The organism is Streptomyces sp. CS113 (genome assembly GCF_002188365.1).
In the GTDB taxonomy this organism is placed as follows: Bacteria; Actinomycetota; Actinomycetes; order Streptomycetales; family Streptomycetaceae; genus Streptomyces; species Streptomyces tendae.
This window is the reverse complement of the sequence record NZ_KZ195574.1, coordinates 8359875-8376598: the sequence shown is the minus strand read 5'-3', so window position 1 is coordinate 8376598 and position 16724 is coordinate 8359875. Positions and strand designations below refer to the sequence as shown.

12 protein-coding genes and 2 pseudogenes are annotated in these 16724 nt (G+C 72.0%); 8 read left to right on the top strand and 6 right to left on the bottom strand.

The annotated features are described in order from the left end of the window. Positions 1–14: 14 nt before the first annotated feature. On the top strand, positions 15–1649 hold the full coding sequence (locus B9W62_RS37880; protein WP_373433728.1) for a VWA domain-containing protein: 1635 nt from the start codon (positions 15–17) through the stop codon (positions 1647–1649). Positions 1650–1678: 29 nt separating this feature from the next. Here B9W62_RS37880 and B9W62_RS37875 read toward each other — a convergent pair whose 3' ends face one another. After that, positions 1679–2494: an SAM-dependent methyltransferase gene (locus B9W62_RS37875; protein WP_087811425.1), complete on the bottom strand. Its 816-nt coding sequence runs from the start codon at positions 2492–2494 to the stop codon at positions 1679–1681. 44 nt (positions 2495–2538) lie between these two features. Beyond that, positions 2539–3414 carry a helix-turn-helix domain-containing protein gene (locus B9W62_RS37870; RefSeq protein WP_087811424.1) on the bottom strand — a complete coding sequence of 292 codons (876 nt, stop codon included), beginning with the start codon at positions 3412–3414 and terminating at the stop codon, positions 2539–2541. A 289-nt stretch (positions 3415–3703) separates the two neighbouring features. On the opposite strand from B9W62_RS37870, the gene B9W62_RS37865 reads away from it, so the two are divergent. After that, positions 3704–4174, top strand: a complete 471-nt coding sequence (locus tag B9W62_RS37865) for a hypothetical protein (protein ID WP_087811423.1) — start codon at positions 3704–3706, stop codon at positions 4172–4174. Positions 4175–4205: 31 nt separating this feature from the next. Here the strand turns inward: B9W62_RS37865 and B9W62_RS37860 are convergent, their stop codons facing one another. Further along, positions 4206–5315, bottom strand: a complete 1110-nt coding sequence (locus B9W62_RS37860; protein WP_087811422.1) for a glycoside hydrolase family 43 protein — start codon at positions 5313–5315, stop codon at positions 4206–4208. Positions 5316–5569: 254 nt separating this feature from the next. Here B9W62_RS37860 and B9W62_RS37855 point away from each other — a divergent pair, with 254 nt between their 5' ends. Both B9W62_RS37855 and B9W62_RS37850 read left to right on the top strand, forming a co-directional pair. After that, positions 5570–6763, top strand: a complete 1194-nt coding sequence (locus B9W62_RS37855; RefSeq protein WP_087811421.1) for a glycoside hydrolase family 64 protein — start codon at positions 5570–5572, stop codon at positions 6761–6763. Positions 6764–6862: 99 nt separating this feature from the next. Then, positions 6863–7714 (top strand): annotated as a pseudogene (locus B9W62_RS37850) (family 16 glycosylhydrolase); the annotation flags it as partial. Positions 7715–7799: 85 nt separating this feature from the next. Here the strand turns inward: B9W62_RS37850 and B9W62_RS37845 are convergent. Continuing rightward, positions 7800–8642: a helix-turn-helix transcriptional regulator gene (locus B9W62_RS37845; protein WP_179235873.1), complete on the bottom strand. Its 843-nt coding sequence runs from the start codon at positions 8640–8642 to the stop codon at positions 7800–7802. A 178-nt stretch (positions 8643–8820) separates the two neighbouring features. On the opposite strand from B9W62_RS37845, the gene B9W62_RS37840 reads away from it, so the two are divergent. Next, positions 8821–9843, top strand: a complete 1023-nt coding sequence (locus B9W62_RS37840; protein ID WP_087811418.1) for an aldo/keto reductase — start codon at positions 8821–8823, stop codon at positions 9841–9843. A gap of 6 nt (positions 9844–9849) precedes the next feature. Here B9W62_RS37840 and B9W62_RS37835 read toward each other — a convergent pair whose 3' ends face one another. Continuing rightward, entirely contained in the window at positions 9850–9996 is a 147-nt protein-coding gene (locus B9W62_RS37835) for a hypothetical protein (protein WP_087811417.1), read from the bottom strand. 208 nt (positions 9997–10204) lie between these two features. On the opposite strand from B9W62_RS37835, the gene B9W62_RS37830 reads away from it, so the two are divergent. The 3 genes and pseudogenes from B9W62_RS37830 to B9W62_RS37820 all read left to right on the top strand — a co-directional run bounded on the left by B9W62_RS37830 (position 10205) and on the right by B9W62_RS37820 (position 13732). Further along, entirely contained in the window at positions 10205–10549 is a 345-nt protein-coding gene (locus B9W62_RS37830) for an STAS domain-containing protein (RefSeq protein ID WP_087811416.1), read from the top strand. An 83-nt stretch (positions 10550–10632) separates the two neighbouring features. Beyond that, positions 10633–12878, top strand: a pseudogene (locus B9W62_RS37825) (alpha-N-acetylglucosaminidase). A gap of 32 nt (positions 12879–12910) precedes the next feature. Then, positions 12911–13732 (top strand): glycerophosphodiester phosphodiesterase, encoded by an 822-nt coding sequence (locus B9W62_RS37820; protein WP_256976715.1) that lies wholly within the window; start codon positions 12911–12913, stop codon positions 13730–13732. Positions 13733–13738: 6 nt separating this feature from the next. On the opposite strand, the gene B9W62_RS37815 is transcribed toward B9W62_RS37820, so the two are convergent. Beyond that, positions 13739–16663: an FAD-binding and (Fe-S)-binding domain-containing protein gene (locus B9W62_RS37815; RefSeq protein WP_087811414.1), complete on the bottom strand. Its 2925-nt coding sequence runs from the start codon at positions 16661–16663 to the stop codon at positions 13739–13741. Positions 16664–16724 lie beyond the last annotated feature (61 nt).

The window sequence follows — 16724 nt, the reverse complement described above, 5'->3', positions numbered from 1 at the left end:
GGCAGGACGACACCGTGGACGATGGCACGGGCGAGGACGCGGCCGGGGCGGCGAGCCCGCTCGGCGCGCTGGCGGACCTGGCCGGGAGCTGGCTGGCCCGCTCCGCCGCTGCCCCCGAACGGCACACCGGGGCCGTGGTCGCGGACCGCTTCGACCGCATCGCCTGGCACGACACCTACGAACAGGCGCCCGCGCTGCGGGAGTTGGCCGGCGAACTGGGCGAGCTTCACGCGCACACCGACGACCTCCTCACCGACGCCTTCCTGGCCGCGTACAAGGCCGCTCCGCGGCTGCGCGAGCCCACCGGGATGGCGCCCTCCCGGCTGGTCAACCACCGCATCGTCACCGCGCTGCTGGAGTCACCGGACTTCGCCGAGCTGCACCGGGAGACGGTCGGCGATCCGTACGCCGCCGCCATGGCCGTGCTCGCCCAGGGCACCGCGCTGCGCCGGATGCTGGACGACTCCCGCCCCGCCCGCGACCGGGACGAACGTGCGGCCCGGGCCGGGCAGGACGCCGAGGACGCGGCGGACGCCGTGGCCGAGGCGCTCCGGCAGGCCGCCGACGAGGCCGACGAGGAGGGCAGCGTCCCGGGGCCGGCGGCCGACGCCGTACGGCGGGCGGCCGAGGACGCGGAGGACGCCGCGAGACGGGCCGCTTCCGATGCCGCCCGGTCGCTGGCGGCGGCCGTGCCCGGCGTCCGTGCCGCCGCGCGCGGTGCGGTGGCGAAGTCGGCGGCGGCCGCGCGGGCGGAGGCCGCGCTGATGCGGGCCTGGGGCGTCGGTTCCGGCGAGCTGGAACGGATGCCCTTCGACGAGCGCGCCCGGCTGGCGGAGCGGCTGCGCGCCGGACGGCTCGCCGAGTGGGCCGAACTGATCGGCCGTTTCCGGCAGATGGCCGCCGGGGAACGGGCCCGCAAGGTGGAGAACGCCACCGGCGAGCTGATCGGGGTCACGCTCGGCGACGACCTCTCCCGGGTCATCCCGTCGGAGCGGGCGAATCTCGGGCTGCCCGCCCTGCGCGCGGTGTTCGCCGCTCGCTATGCCGCCGGGGAGCTGATGCTCTACGACAGTCAGGGCGAGCAGGCCACCGGCCGGGGCGCCGTCATCGCCTGCGTGGACACCTCGCACTCCATGTACGAGGCGGGGCCCGGCGGCATCACCCGGGAGGCGTGGGCGAAGGCGTGCGCGCTGGCCCTGCTGGACCAGGCGCGCCACGCGGGGCGCGACTTCGTCGGCATCGTGTTCTCCGCCGCCGACAAACTCCGGGTCTTCCGGTTCCCGGCCGGCCGGCCCGCCGACCTCACCCGCACCCTCGACTTCGCGGAGACCTTCCTCGGCGGCGGCACCAGCTACCAGCGGCCCCTGTCGGCCGCGGGCGACCTGCTCGAGGCGGAGTTCAACGACGCCGCCCGCACCCGGGGCGACATCGTGATGCTCACCGACGACGACTGCGGCGTCACCGAGGCGTGGATGCGGGACTGGAACGAAGCCAAGCGACGGCTGGGCTTCCGGGTCTTCGGCGTGGGCATCGGCGCCCCGCGCGTCGCGGCGGCCGGCTCGGTCCTCGCGGCACTGTGCGACAACCTCCGCTGCGTCGAGGACTTCACCGACGTCCACGCCGCCGCGGACCTGTTCCGCGTGATCTGACCCGGCCGCCCGGCGCCGTGCGCGGGCCGTCAGGGCTTGCGGGCCACCGCCCCGTACATCGCGATGTCCTCGTCCCGGATGCCCCGCTCCCCGGTGCCGTCCGGGCGCCACTTGTGGACCTGGACGATGCCCGGGTCGGTCAGCTCCAGCCCCGCGAAGAACGCGTGGGCCTCGTCGATGGTCCGCAGCCGCATCGGCATGTCGCGGGCCGCGTACTCGCGTGCGACCCGGCCCACCTCCTCGGGGGCGAACTCGGCGGTGCCGATGGTCATGGCCAGGTAGCTGCCCGAGGGCAGGGGTTCCAGGAGACGGCGGACGATGCCGACCGCGTCGTCCTCGTCCAGGACGAAGTGCACGATCGCGATCACGGTGAGCGCGACGGGCTCGGCCAGATCCAGCGTCTTGCGGAACTCCTCGGACTCGAGGACGGCTTCGGGACGCTGGAAGTCCGCCTCGATGTACGTCGTACGGCCCTCGGGCGTGCTGGAGAGCAGCCCCTGGGACAGGGTGAGGACGATGGGGTCGTTGTCCACGTAGACCACGCGTGACGCGGGGGCCACCGACTGGGCGATCTCGTGCAGGTTGGGCGAGGTGGGGATACCGGTGCCGATGTCGAGGAACTGGCGGATGCCCGCCTCCTCGGCCAGCCAGCGCACCGCGCGGTTCATCCAGTCCCGGTTGGCGCGCATGTGGACGGGCATCGCGGGCCATTCCCGGACCATCGCGTCACCCGCCTCCCGGTCTGCGGGGTAGAAGTCCTTCCCGCCCAGGATGTAGTCGTAGATCCGGGCCGAGTGCGCGTGCTCGGTGTCGATCCGGTCGGCCGGCCATCCGCTGTCGGACATCGTTCGCCTTTCTCCGTGGGGTCGTGCGGTACGAGTGAAGGTCCTCACAGCTCCTTGCGCAGCGCGCCGAGGAGTTCCTCGGTGCCTCGGGCGGGCACGGCCTGGGCACCCAGGCGGTCCAGGGCCTCGCGGTAGACCACCACGTCGTCGCCCTTGTCCAGGTAGACGGCGCCCACGAGCCCTCCGAGGTAGACGATGTCGGGCAGTTCCGGGGCCCGGAACCGGAAGAGGTCGAAGGCGCCGGCGCGCATCGCCGGGTGCGGGCCGCCGGCGAACGGCATGATCTGGAGCGTCACATGGGGCAGCCGGCCCACCTCGATCAGATGGTCCACCTGCTCCCGCATCACGTCTGTGCCGCCGACGGGCCAGCGCAGGACCGTTTCGTCCATCACCACCCACAGGCGCGGCGGGGAGGGCCGGGAGAGGATCTCCTGGCGCCGCATGCGCAGGGCCACCCGCCGCTCGGTGTCCACGGAGGAGGCGTGCGGACTGCCCGCCCTCACCAGGGCCCGCGCGTAGGCCGGGGTCTGGAGCAGTCCGTGCACGAAGCCGGCCTCGTAGGCCCGGATGTGCAGAGCCGCCTGTTCCAGGCTCAGGTACGCCGCGAACCAGTCCGGCATGACGTCGCGGTAAGTGTGCCACCAGCCCCGTTTGTTCGCCTCGCGCGCCGACTTCAGGAAGGTGTCGATCTCCTGCTGGTCGCGCACACCGTAGACCTGGAGGAGCTTCTCCACGTCCGGGAGGCGCAGCCGGCCCACCTTCGCCGCCTCCAGCCGGCGGATCGTGGAGTGGCTCACCCCGATCGCCTCACCGGCCTGCTCGAAGGTGAGACCGGCGCGGGTGCGCAGCTCCTCCAGCTGTCTGCCGAGGATCATCCGCAGCACGGAGGGGGCACCGCCCCAGTCGGTCTCCGCGGTCACGCCATCTCCCCTTCGCCGTCCCGTGCCCGGGACCGGACACGCCAGTCTGTCACGGGCGCCGGCCCGCCGCAGGAGCATGCATCCTGACGGCTGCAATTTTCAACTTGACGGTTGCGCACCGTTGTTGACGGATGACACAGTGGCTTCACCGCGCCCGTCCCCCGCTCGACCCGCATTCCCCAACCGATGACCAGGACCGTCCTGTTGGCGACACGTCCCCCACTGCGCGGGGCGGTCTCGCATGACAACGTTCTCCTGACGTCCGTCGCGGCCAAAGGACCCACCCCCCATGGACCTGCACCACCCGCGTGACCCACGTCCGTCCGCGGCCACCGTCCGTGACCGCTCGTGCCCGTCCGGCACCGCCCGCCCGCCTCGCCGGCACCGCCCGGGCCCGGCCCCGCTCAGCCTCCCCGCCGGACTGAGCGTCGGCCTGGGGCACGACGCCGTGGGCACCTCCGCGTCCCACGGTGAACGCATACTGGCCCGACTCCCCCGTGCGGGCTGCGTGTTCGCCGACGAGGGGCGCTGGTGGTGGATCGTCCCCTCCGGTTCCGACATAGGAGTCGCGTGGCCCGCCGGCACCCACTACGTCGTCGGCGACCCGTCCTGGACCCGGGCGCGACCGGGCGGACGGGCGTCCGGCCCGCGCCTGGTCCACGGCCCGGACGGGGACTCGCCCTACACCGCGCCCATCCCGTTGTACTTCCTCGTCTGCCGGTTCGCCGGAGTGCCGCCGCGCTGGTCCCTGGCACCCTGACCGGACCGCGCCGCCGGACGGTGCGACCGCCTCACTCGAAGTACTTCAGGCTCCAGCCCGTGTCGCTGGTCGGACCGGGGACGTTGGCCCGGCTGTAGGTGGTCCCGCCCCACCAGCAGAAGGTGCCGGTGTACCAGTGCCGGTTCTCCCAGGTGTACGGCGTCCCCTTCGCGACGGCGTGGAACATCAAAGGGAACCTGGGTCCGGCGGGCGGGCTCGTGGCGATGTCGCCGTCGAGCAGGACGAAGCTGTGGTGGCCGGGCCCGTCGACGTGCAGGGTGGGGTCCCAGCCGGCCATCATCGTGGCGCGGTGGGACCCGAAGAGGCAGCCGTTGGACTTGTACCAGTCCCACACGTACGTCGGGTCGCCGCCGGCCCGCAGCCTCAGGTCGGCCAGGCAGTACTGGTCGCTCCAGCTGCCGTTGGCCGAATAGGCGATGTGCAGCTGCCCGTTCGGGTCCTTGACCGGCTCGGGGCCCTCGTTGATGAAGGGGTCGCCCACCACGCGCTCCCAGCTCTCGCGCGGCTGCGAGATGACGTACCGCGCGCCGGTCGGTGCCGTGGGGCTGCTCATCCGCGCGATGTAGAGGTTCTGCTCCACGTTGGTGTCGCCGGCCCAGCCCGACCAGACGAACCACCGCTGCCCCTCGAAGGTGAACAGGGTGCCGTCGATGGCCCACTTGTCGTCCGGCAGCGCCAGCTTCGTCTCGGCCGTGTACCCGCTGTCGGCGGTGGTGGAGCTGATCACGTACATCCGGTGGGCCGCTCCGCGGCCGGCCGTGAAGTAGATGTGGTAGCGGCCGCCGTCCCGCACGATCTCGGGCGCCCACACCTCGCCCCGGTCACGGGTGTCCGACCAGACCTGACGGGCGGGCGCCGCCGCCAGCGCGGCGGTGGACGCGGCCTGGCGTACGGCGATGCCGCCCCCGGTGGACTGCACCGAGACATAGGTGGCGCCGACCCGGATCACGCTCGGGTCGGCGGCCCGCAGAGCGGTCTGGTCCGCCCGCGCGGCCCCCGGGGAGGACACCAGGAGCAGGAAGGCGGCGAGGGCGCCGGACAGCAGGGCGGCGACGGCCCCGCGCAGTCGGCGGGACGGCTTCCCGCTCCCGCTCGGGGGGCTTCCGGTCAGGTGCGGCATGTCCCTCCGCTTCCACGGGCCGTGATGTACATCGATGGAAGTAGGCAACGGGTCCAGGATCGTAACTGAGAGCGGACATGTCAATCAGCAGTCCGCAACGCGTCCGGCACGCACGGCATCCGGCGCGCGGGGCCTTCCCCTCATTTCACCTTCCGAACCTGGAGGGACTTCTTCCGATTGATCTCGTTCAACTAGTTGACATGCACAGGGAAGGACTACAACCCTGCAAGTCCCCCCACACCAAGGAGGACCGTGTGCTTTCCCCACGCAAGCTGACGGCGTCCCTGGCCGTCGCGGCGTCCATCGGCGCCGTCGCCGTCGTCGTCGGACCGGCCGAACCGGCTTCGGCGGTACCGGACACCATCCCGCTCACCCTGAAGAACGACTCGGGCAGCGCCGAACAGGTCTACGTCTACGTGATCGGCACCGAACTCGCTTCCGGGAAGCAGGGGTACGCCGACGAGAGCGGCGCCTTCCACGCCTGGCCGGCCGGTGGCGCCCCGCCGGTCCCCGCCCCCGACGCCTCGTTCGCGGGGCCCGCAAACGGCGGGTCAAAGACCGTTCAGCTTCCGAAGTTCTCGGGCCGGGTCTACTTCTCGTACGGCAAGAAGCTCGACTTCCGGCTCGCCGAGGGCGGCCTCGTGCAGCCCGCCGTCCAGAACGCCGCCGACCCCAACCACGACACGCTGTTCAACTGGACCGAGTACACGCTCAACGACTCCGGTCTGTGGATCAACTCCACCCAGGTGGACATGTTCTCGGCGCCCTACTCCGTCGGCCTGACCGCGGGTGACGGGTCCACGAAGCAGACGGGTTCCCTCAAGCCCGGCGGGTACAAGGCGGTCGCCGACGGTCTCACGCAGCAGGGCGGCGGCTGGGAGGGGCTGGTCCAGACGCGCGGCGACGGCTCGCCGCTGCGCGTCCTGGCCCCCGGGCACGGCATCGGCTCGGGCGACCTGCCCGCCGGCGTGATGGACGACTACATCGACCGGGTCTGGAGCAAGTACGCCACCGACACACTGACGGTGACACCGTTCAAGGATCAGCCGGACACGAAGTTCCACGGCCGGGTCAACGGCGACAGGATGGACTTCACCGACGGCAGCGGTGCGGTGGTGACCTCCTTCGAGAAGCCGGACTCCGACTCGGTCTTCGGCTGCTACAACAAGCTGGACGCCCCCAACGACCAGGTGCGCGGCCCCATTTCGCGGACCCTGTGCGCCGCGTACAACCGTTCCACGCTGCTCACCAACGCCGAGCAGCCCGACGCCGACGCCTCCGGCTTCTACCAGGACGACGTCACCAACCACTACGCCCGCCTCGTCCACGCGCAGATGCGGGACGGCCAGGCGTACGCCTTCGCCTTCGACGACGTCGGCAACCACGAGTCGCTGGTGCACGACGGCGACCCCAAGGACGCGGCGATCACGCTGGAGTCCTTCGACTGACCGGGCCGGCCCCACCCGCGCCCGAACCGACGCACCACCTTCCCCCCACCCCCGCGCCCGCTCCCGCCTCGTGGGAGCGGGCCCACGAAAGGGAGAGACATGGCCTCCCCACGACTGCTCCGCGGCTGCCTCCTCGCCACCCTGTCCGCCACCCTCGTCGCGGCCGCCGCGGTGACCCCCGCCCAGGCGGAGCACCGGCCGGAGTCCGCCGCCGCGGTGACGTTCTCCGACACCTTCGACGGACCCGCCGGATCCGGCGTCGACGCCGCGAAGTGGCAGCTCGAGACCGGCGACAACGTCAACAACCACGAACGGCAGTACTACACGCCCGGCACGGACAACGCGAAGCTCGACGGCCAGGGCAACCTGGTGATCGAGGCCCGTCGTGAGAACCCGGGCAACTACCAGTGCTGGTACGGCACGTGCGAGTACACGTCCGCCCGGCTGAACACGTCCGGCAAGTTCACCGCGACCTACGGCCACGTCGAGGCCCGGATGAAGATCCCGCGCGGGCAGGGCATCTGGCCCGCGTTCTGGATGCTGGGCCAGGACATCGGCGAGGTCGGCTGGCCCAACTCGGGCGAGATCGACATCATGGAGAACGTCGGCTTCGAGCCGTCCACCGTGCACGGCACCCTCCACGGCCCCGGCTACTCCGGCTCGGGCGGCATCGGCGCGGCCTACACCCTGCCGAACGGCGAGGCGTTCGCGGACGCCTTCCACACCTTCGCGGTGGACTGGGCCCCGGACAAGATCATCTGGTCGGTCGACGGCACCGTCTACCAGACCCGTACGCCGGCCGACCTGGGCGGCAAGGACTGGGTCTTCGACAAGCCGTTCTTCCTCATCCTGAACCTCGCGGTCGGCGGCTACTGGCCGGGCGACCCCGACAGCTCGACCACCTTCCCGCAGCAACTGGTGGTCGACGAGGTGAAGGTGACCACGAGCGACGGCTGACGCCCCCGCACCCCGAAGGGGACCGCCGCCTCCCGGGAGGTGACGGTCCCCTTCCCGCTGTCCCGTTCAACTCTCCCGTTCAACCGCGGGTCAGATCTTGGAGACCGACCACGCGCAGCAGTTCCAGCCGCTCGTGGGACTCACTGCCCGGGCGGGCGGTGTAGACGACGAGCCGCTGGTCGTGCTCGGGGCTCAGCAGCACCTCGCAGTCCAGCTCCAGCAGTCCGACGACCGGATGCAGGAACCGTTTGACGTCGGCCCGGCGCACGGCGACCTCGTGGTTGTCCCAGAGCGCCGAGAACTCCTCGCTCCGGGCACGGAGCCGGCGTACGAGTGCCGTCAGCCGCGCGTCGTCCGGGCGGCGGGCCAGGGTGGCGCGCAGATCCGCCACCGCCGCGCGGGCGGCCCGGTCGTGGTCCTCGGCCGGGAAGTGTTCCCGCGCGGCGGGGTCCGTGAAGAAGCGCCAGACGACGTTGTGCTCCGCCTCGGGCCGGGCGGACGCGTCGCCGTGGAGCGCCTTGCCCATCGCGTTCTGCGCGAGGACGTCGCCGCGGTCGCTCACCACCTGGGCGGGGACGTCGGTCAGCCGGTCGAGGATCAGGAGCAGGCCGGGGCGGACGTGGTCCGTGGGGGTGCGGTGGTGCGAGGGTTCCTCGCCGGCCAGGTGGAAGAGGTGGTCCCGTTCGTCGTCGGTCAGCCGCAGCGCGCGGGCGACGGCGGCGAGCATCTGGCGGGACGGGCGTGATCCCCTGGCCTGCTCCAGGCGTGTGTAGTGGTCGGTGGACATGCCCGCCAGCTGCGCGACCTCCTCACGGCGCAGTCCCGGGGTGCGTCTCCGCGCGCCCTTGGGCAGGCCCACGTCGGCGGGGGCGAGTCGGGTGCGGCAGTGGCGCAGGAAGTCGGCCAGCTCGGTTCTGTCCACCCGTCCACCCTGCCTCGTGCCGCCCGCCGCAGCCAGGGACGGCCGGTCCCTGGACAAGGACGTCTCTCCCGCCGCGGCCGGCGGCGCCACACGCTGGTGAGCGACGGGTTCGCCCGCGGCCCGGTCCGCCGGTGCCGCGCGCTGCCCGGATCCCTCCACGACGAAAGGCAGGACCGCCATGCAGTACCGCACGCTCGGCCGCACGGGCATCAAGGTCAGCCCCTACGCACTCGGCGCCCTGATGTTCGCCACGTCGGTCGGCAATCCCGACCCCGACGACTCGGCCCGGATCATCCACAAGGCACTGGACGCCGGGATCAACCTGATCGACACCGCCGACGCCTACCGCGACTCCGAGGACGTCGTCGGCAGGGCGATCGAGGGGCGGCGCGACCGTGTCGTCCTCGCGACCAAGGTGGGCCGGCCCGTGGGGGACGACCCCAATCAGCGGGGCGCGTCACGGCGCTGGATCACGACCGCCGTGGAGAACTCGCTGCGCCGCCTGCGGACCGACCACATCGACCTGTACCAGATCCACCGGCCGGATCCCGGCACGGACGTCGAGGAGACGCTCGCCGTGCTCTCCGACCTGATCCGCAGCGGCAAGGTCCGGGCGATCGGGACGTCCACGACCCCGGCGTCCGACCTGGTGGAGGCGCAGTGGGTCGCCGAGCGGCGCGGTCTGGCGCGGTTCCACACCGAGCAGCCGCCGTACTCGCTGCTCGACCGCGGCATCGAGCGCGAGGTGCTGCCGGTCGCGCAGCGCCACGGGCTGGGCACCCTGGTGTGGGGCCCCCTGGGACAGGGACTGCTCACGGGGCGGGTGCGCCGGGGCGGACCGAACGAATTGCGCCGCGCCGGGCTCGTCCGGCACCTCGACGACGAGCGACGGCTCGACACCGTCGAACGGCTCGTCCCGCTCGCCGCGGAGGCGGGCCTGCCGCTGACCCACCTCGCCATGGCGTTCACCATCGCCCACCCGGGCGTGACCAGCGCGATCGTCGGACCGCGCACCATGGAGCACCTCGACGACCTGCTCGCCGGGCTCGACGTCGCGCTGGACGACGACCTCCTCGACCGGATCGACGAGATCGTGCCGCCCGGCACCGACGTCGGCACCCTGGACCAGGTCTTCGTGCCGCCCGCGCTCCAGCGTGCGGAGCTGCGCCGCAGGCCCGTGGGCGAGCGCCGCGCCGCCTGACCGGGCTCAGGGGGACGTCGTCCGGGCGACGTCCCCGGCCGGAGCATCCTCGTCCGGGGCCGCCGGGGGCGGGAAGATCAGGTCTTCGAGCGCGTCCGCGGCGAAGAGGAAGGCCATCATCACGACTGGTAGGAGCAGCGCGAGCAGAATCACAGGACCTCCCGGTGGGTCGGTCTGTGGGCGTCGTGGCCCGGCTTCCAGGATGGGCCCGAATGGCGGAATCCGCACGGTGGGAGCGGACGCGGTGCTCGCCCCTCCGGGACAAGGGAGCTACCCCTGGTGATCCCTTGGCCAGTCGTTCACGCATATGCAGAACGAATGTGCGGCGCCACCTCTGCCCAGGACATGCCGTTGAGTACGTATGGAACCTCCCATCGAGATCAACCACAGCGGCGTCGGGGACTGGACCATCGTGGAGATCCGCGGAGAGGTGGACGTGTACACCGTGCCGGTGATCAAGCAGTACATGATCGAGCGACTGGCGGACGGGCACCGCCGGTTCGTCGTCGACCTGCGCGCGGTGGCGTTCATCGACTCCATGGGTCTGGGTGTGCTGGTCGGCGCCCTCAAACGGGTCCAGTCGGTGCACGGCGAACTGAAGCTGGTCATCACGGACGCCAACACCAAGCAGCTCTTCGCCCTGACCGGCCTGCGCCACGTCTTCCCCATCTACGACTCCGTGTACCAGGCGCGGCGCACCTCCTAGCGGGCCCCTCCGGGCGAGGCGCCCTTGACTGGTTGCTCGCCCACCCCCATATTCACCAACACCCCGTCAACAACTCCTCAGAGGTGACCGTGAGAAGCCTCAGACCCTGGGCTGCCCTCTGCGCAGCCGCCGCCCTCGCCCTTCTCACCTCCACGCTCACCGCTTCCTCCGCCCCCGCGGCGGCCTCCCCGCCGGGCGGACCCGCCTTCGGCACGCACTCCGCCAGGGCGGCGCTGGCCCGCCTGCTGCCGCGGCACGTCTCGCAGTTCACCCTCGTTCCGGCGCACCGTCCCGCCTCCGGCGACTGGTTCAGCGTCTCCGGCCACGCCGGCCACGTCCGGGTGCGGGGCACCAGCCCCGCGGTGCTCCTCAGCGGCGTCAACTGGTACCTCAAGTACACGGCCAAGGTCGACATCGGCTGGCCCGGGCGCAGCACGGCCGAGCTGCCGCGCACCCTGCCCGCACCCGACGGCACCGTTCGCCGGCAGGCCTCGGTGCCGCACCGCTTCGCGCTCAACGACACCGACGACGGCTACTCCGGCGCCTACCGCGACTGGGCCTCCTACGAGAAGCAGATCGATCTCCTCGCCCTGCACGGGGCGAACGAGGTCTTCGTGCAGATGGGCGCCGACGCCGTCTACTACGAGACGCTCCAGGAGTTCGGGTACTCGAAGGAGGAACTGAGGTCCTGGATCCCGGGTCCGGCGCACCAGCCGTGGTGGCTGATGCAGAACATGTCCGGTTTCGCCGGTCCCGTCTCCGAGCGGCTGATCGAGGACCGCGCCGCACTCGGCCGCAGGATCGCGCACCGCCTGCGCGAGCTGGGCATGACCCCCGTACTGCCCGGCTACTACGGCACCGTGCCCCCGGGCTTCACGGACCGGAACCCCGGCGGCACGGTCGTCCCGCAGGGCCAGTGGGTCGGCTTCGAGCGGCCGGACTGGCTGGACCCGCGCACCGACGTGTTCCCCAGGGTCGCCGCCGCGTTCTACCGCCACCAGCGTGAGCTGTTCGGCGACTCCACGATGTACAAGATGGATCTCCTGCACGAGGGCGGACGGCCCGGCGACGTCCCCATCGGCCAGGCCGCCCAGGCCGTGATGAAGGCGTTGCAGACCGCGCGCCCCGGTGCCGTCTGGACCCTGCTCGGCTGGCAGAAGAACCCCTCGACGCAGATCATCGACGCCGTCGACAAGAGCAGGCTGCTCATCGTGGACGGTCTGTCCGACCGCTACGACGGCCTCGACCGCGAGACCGCCTGGCACGGCGCGCCCTACGCGTTCGGCACGATCCCCAACTTCGGCGGTCACACCACCATCGGCGCCAACACCGCCGTGTGGGCCGAGCGTTTCGACCAGTGGCGCACCAAGACCGACAGCGCGCTCGCGGGCATCGCCTACCTGCCGGAGGGCACGGGCGGCAATCCGGTCGCCTACGAGCTCTTCACCGAACTGGCCTGGCGCACCGGCCCGGTGGACCACGAGGCATGGTTCGCCGCCTACGCCGAACGCCGCTACGGCCGCGCCGACCCGCACGCCGCCCGGGCCTGGGAGCTGCTGCGCACGGGCCCGTACAGCATGCCGTCCGGCACCTGGAGCGAGGCGCAGGACAGCCTCTTCACCGCCCGCCCCCGGCTGACGGCCGGCTCGGCGGCCAGCTGGAGCCCGGCGCGATGCGCTACGACCCGGACACCGTGCGCCGTGCGCTGGCCGAGCTCCTGAAGGTCGCACCCGCGCTGCGGACGACCGACGCCTACCGCTTCGACCTGGTCGACGTGGCGCGCCAGGCGCTGGCCAACCGCAGCCGCTCCCTGCTCCCGGAGATCAAGTCCGCCTACGACGCCGGGGACCTGTCCCGGTTCCGTGCGGGGGCGGCCGAGTGGAAGGACGACATGGCCCTGCTGGACCGGCTGCTCGCCACCGACACCCGCTTCCTGCTCGGCCCGTGGCTGGCGGACGCCAGGTCCTGGGGCGCCACCCGGGCGGAGCGCGACGTCGCCGAGTTCGACGCCCGCTCGATCCTGACCACCTGGGGCCACCGCTCCGGCAGCGACTCGGGCGGCCTGCGGGACTACGCCAACCGGGAGTGGTCCGGACTGGTCTCCGACTTCTACGCGAAGCGCTGGACGACGTACCTCGACTCCCTGGACACCGCGCTGGTCACCGGACGGCCGCCGGCCGCCCTCGACTGGTTCGCGCTGGAGAACGCCTGGAACCAGCGGCACGACTCCTACCCCCTGAAGCCCTCGGGCGACCCCGTGGCGACGGCCGCGGCCGTGCTCGACGCGCTGCCCGCACCGGCGCCGGCCGGGTCGGGGGCGACGCGGTGAGGCGCGCCGCGAGCAGAGCCGCCGGTGTGGTCGTGGCGGTGCTCAGTGGTCTGGCACTGGCCGCGACCTCGACGACGGCACAGGCCGCCACCGGCCCCGACGTCATCGCCCACCGCGGCTCCTCGGGCATGGCACCCGAGAACACCGCCGCCGCCATCGACCTCGCCGTCCACCAACGCGCCGACTACGTCGAAATCGACGTCCAACGCACCAAGGACGGCAAACTCGTCAACTTCCACGACTGCACCATGCAACGCACCACCGACATCGAAGACCTCTACCCCGGCCGGCCTCAATACCGCGTCTCCGACTTCATTTGGAACGAACTGCGCCGCCTCGACGCCGGAACCTGGTTCCACGACGACTACGCGGGCGAACGCATCATCACCGTCGACGACGTCATCCGCCACATCCAGCACACCCGCACCGGACTCCTCGCCGAAATCAGCCCCTGCGGCCAGTACGGCACCACCATCGCCACCGACCTCGCCGACCATCTCGACAGCAGAGGCGACTACGTCACCAAAGCCCTCGCCCGCCACCGGCTCGCCGTCCAGTCCTTCCAGACCGACGACGCCCGCACCTTCCACGCCGCCCAGCCCGACATCCCCATCGGCATCCTCGACGCCGACCGCCCCACCGACACCGAACTGACCGAACTCAGCCAGTGGGCCGACCAGATCAACCCCCAGCACACCGTCACCGACCAGACCCTCGTCGACCGCGTCCACCAACTCGGCATGGACATCAACGTCTGGACCGTCGACGAACCCGGCGCCATCCGCACCATGGCCCGCCTCGGCGTCGACGGCATCATCACCGACTACCCCCAGACCCTCACCCAACGGGGGTGACCCGGCTCAGGGTCGGGTGGCCCGGTCCAGTTCGATCAGGACGGAGTAGTACGTGCGGCCGGTCGCGCGGTCCATGCCGATCTCGCACATGCGGTTGGCGGACAGGTGGGCGTCGTAGGGGCGCGAGGTCACCTCGGCTGCCTCCTTGGCCGTCGCCGAGGCCGTCAGCTCCTTGTGCAGCATGCCGCGGTCGCCGGCGAAGGCACAGCATCCGGCGTCGTCCGGGACGACGACCTCGTCGGCGACCGCGTCGGCCACCGCGCGCAGTTGGTCCACGTCGCCGAGGTGCTGCATCGAGCAGGTCGGGTGCAGCACCGCCGAGCCGGTCGTCCGGCGGATCGTCAGCCGCGGCAGGAGTTCCTCGGCGGCCCACACGATGGAGTCGATCACCTCGAGACGCCCGTGCAGTTCCCGGTTGGCGTGGGTGAGGTAGGGGACGACCTCGTGCCGGATGCCGAGCGTGCAGGAGGAGGCGTCGACGACGAGCGGGAGCCGCCCGCCGTCGGTCCAGGCCCAGGCGGCCTCGACGACGCGGTTGGCCATCACGGTGTTGGCGTCCGCGTACCCCTTGGAGTGCCAGATCGTCGAGCAGCAGGTCCCCGCGACGTCGTCGGGGATCCACACCGGCCGGCCCGCCCGCGCCGAGACGTCGACCACGGCCTGCTGGAGCGAGGGCGTGCCGTCGTCCTCGGGACCGGCGAAGATCCGGTTGACGCAGGCCGGGTAGTAGACGGCGCTCGCTCCGGCGCGGGTGGTGGGCGGTGCGGTGCGGGCGGCGGCGCCCGGGATCTCCGGCAGCCACTCGGGCACCAGGTCGGGGCGTACGGCTCTGCGGGCGAGGCCGGTGGCGGCCTCCAGCAGCCGGTCGCCGATCTTCTCGGCCGCACCGACCGCGAGGCGGGCCGACGCCTCCACGGTCTTGAACCGTTTGGCGCTGAGTGCGGCGATCCGCTCCTCGCGCGGCGAGTGCCGGCGGTGGCGGAAGTCCTTCATCAGGGCGCCGGTGTCGATGCCGACCGGGCAGGCGATCGCGCAGGTGGAGTCGCCCGCGCAGGTGTCGACGGCGTCGTAGCCGTAGGAGGCGAGGAGTTGCTCCTCGACCGGTGAACCGTCCGGCTGCCGCAGCATCTCCCTGCGCAGCACGATGCGTTGGCGCGGGGTGGTCGTCAGGTCGTGGCTGGGGCAGGTGGGTTCGCAGAAGCCGCACTCGATGCAGGGGTCGGCGACCGGCTCGATCCCGGGGATCGTCTTCAGTCCGCGCAGATGGGCCTTCGGGTCGCGGTCGAGGACGACCCGGGGCGCCAGGACGCCCTCGGGGTCGATGACCTGTTTGACGCGCCACATCAACTCGGTCGCCCTGGGCCCCCATTCCAGCTCCAGGAACGGGGCGATGTTGCGTCCGGTGGCGTGTTCCGCCTTCAGCGACCCGTCGAAACGTTCCACGGTCATCCGGCAGAAGTCGTCCATGAACGCCGCGTACCGGTCGACGTCGGAGGGCTTGGACGCGTCGAAGGCGAGCAGGAAGTGCAGGTTGCCGTGGGCGGCGTGGCCGGCGACGGCGGCGTCGAAGCCGTGCTGCGCCTGGAGTCCGAGCAGTTCCTCGCAGGCGTCGGCCAGCCGGGACGGCGGCACCGCGAAGTCCTCCGTGATCAGGGTGGTGCCCGCCGGGCGGGAGCCGCCGACTGCCGTGACGAAGGCCTTGCGGGCCTTCCAGTAGCCGGAGATCACCTTGGCGTCGCGGGTGAACTCGTTGGTCACCGAGGCGACCGGCGCGACCAGTTCCAGCCGTTCGACGACCGCTGCCGCCGCCCGCTCGAAGGCATCCTGGCCCGCCTCGTCGGGGGCCCGGAACTCCACCAGCAGCGCCGCCGTCTCCCGTGGCAGCCGGGCCCAGTCGGCCGGTACGCCCCGTACGCTCACCGAGGCGCGCAGCGTGTTGCCGTCCATCAGCTCGACGGCGATCGCCCCGGCCTCGTTGAAGAGGGGGACGGCCGCCGCGGCGGCGGTCAGCGAGGGGAAGAAGAGCAGGCCGCTGGAGACCCTGCGGTCCAGCGGCAGGGTGTCGAAGACGACGTCAGAGATGAAGCCGAAGGTGCCCTCGGAGCCCACCATGAGCCCGCGCAGGATCTGGACGGGTGTGGTGCCGTCGAGGAAGGCGTCCAGCCGGTAGCCGTTGGTGTTCTTGATCTCGTACTTGGCGCGGATGCGGGCGGTGAGGGCCTCGTCCGCCTCGATCTCGGCCTTGAGCGCCAGCAGCCCCGCGCACAGCTCCGGCTCGGCCCGCGCCAGCGTCTCGTCCGCGTGCGGGTCGGCGGTGTCGACGACGGTGCCGCTCGGCAGCACGAAGGCCAGTGAGGCGAGGGTGCGGTACGAGTTGCGGGTGGTGCCCGCGGTCATGCCGGAGGCGTTGTTGGCGACGACCCCGCCGACGGTGCAGGCGATGGCGCTGGCCGGGTCGGGCCCCAGGATCCTGCCGTACCGGGCGAGGGTCGCGTTGGCCCGCATGATCGTGGTGCCGGGGCGGACGCGGGCCCGCGCGCCGTCGTCCAGGACCTCGATGCCGGTGAAGTGGCGGCGGACGTCGACGAGGATGTCCTCGCCCTGGGCCTGGCCGTTCAGGCTGGTGCCGGCGGCGCGGAAGACGACCTGGCGGCCGTGGTCGCGGGCGTACGCCAGCACCGCGGCCACGTCGTCGACGGTCTCGGGGAGTACGACGACCTGCGGCACGAACCGGTAGGGGCTGGCGTCGGAGGCGTACTTCACGAGGTCGGAGATCTTGCACAGGACCTTGTCCCGGCCCAGCAGCGCGGTCAGGCCGGCGCGCAGCGGCTCGGGGGTGCCCGTGGCACCGCCGTCGGGCACCCGGTCGGCGGACGCGACACGGGCCGTGCCGGGACGGAGGCTCTCCGGCTTGGGCTCCAGCAGGGGCATGACGTTCGACTCCCACACGGTCTCGATCGATGCTGATCAGCGTACGGCTGCCGGGCTCGCC

Coding starts and splice junctions, on each gene's coding strand:
- B9W62_RS37830 (WP_087811416.1), top strand. CDS start 10,205: ATGGAACCTCCCATCGAGATCAACCACAGCGGCGTCGGGGACTGGACC.
- B9W62_RS37860 (WP_087811422.1), bottom strand. CDS start 5,315: ATGCCGCACCTGACCGGAAGCCCCCCGAGCGGGAGCGGGAAGCCGTCC.
- B9W62_RS37840 (WP_087811418.1), top strand. CDS start 8,821: ATGCAGTACCGCACGCTCGGCCGCACGGGCATCAAGGTCAGCCCCTAC.
- B9W62_RS37875 (WP_087811425.1), bottom strand. CDS start 2,494: ATGTCCGACAGCGGATGGCCGGCCGACCGGATCGACACCGAGCACGCG.
- B9W62_RS37865 (WP_087811423.1), top strand. CDS start 3,704: ATGGACCTGCACCACCCGCGTGACCCACGTCCGTCCGCGGCCACCGTC.
- B9W62_RS37815 (WP_087811414.1), bottom strand. CDS start 16,663: ATGCCCCTGCTGGAGCCCAAGCCGGAGAGCCTCCGTCCCGGCACGGCC.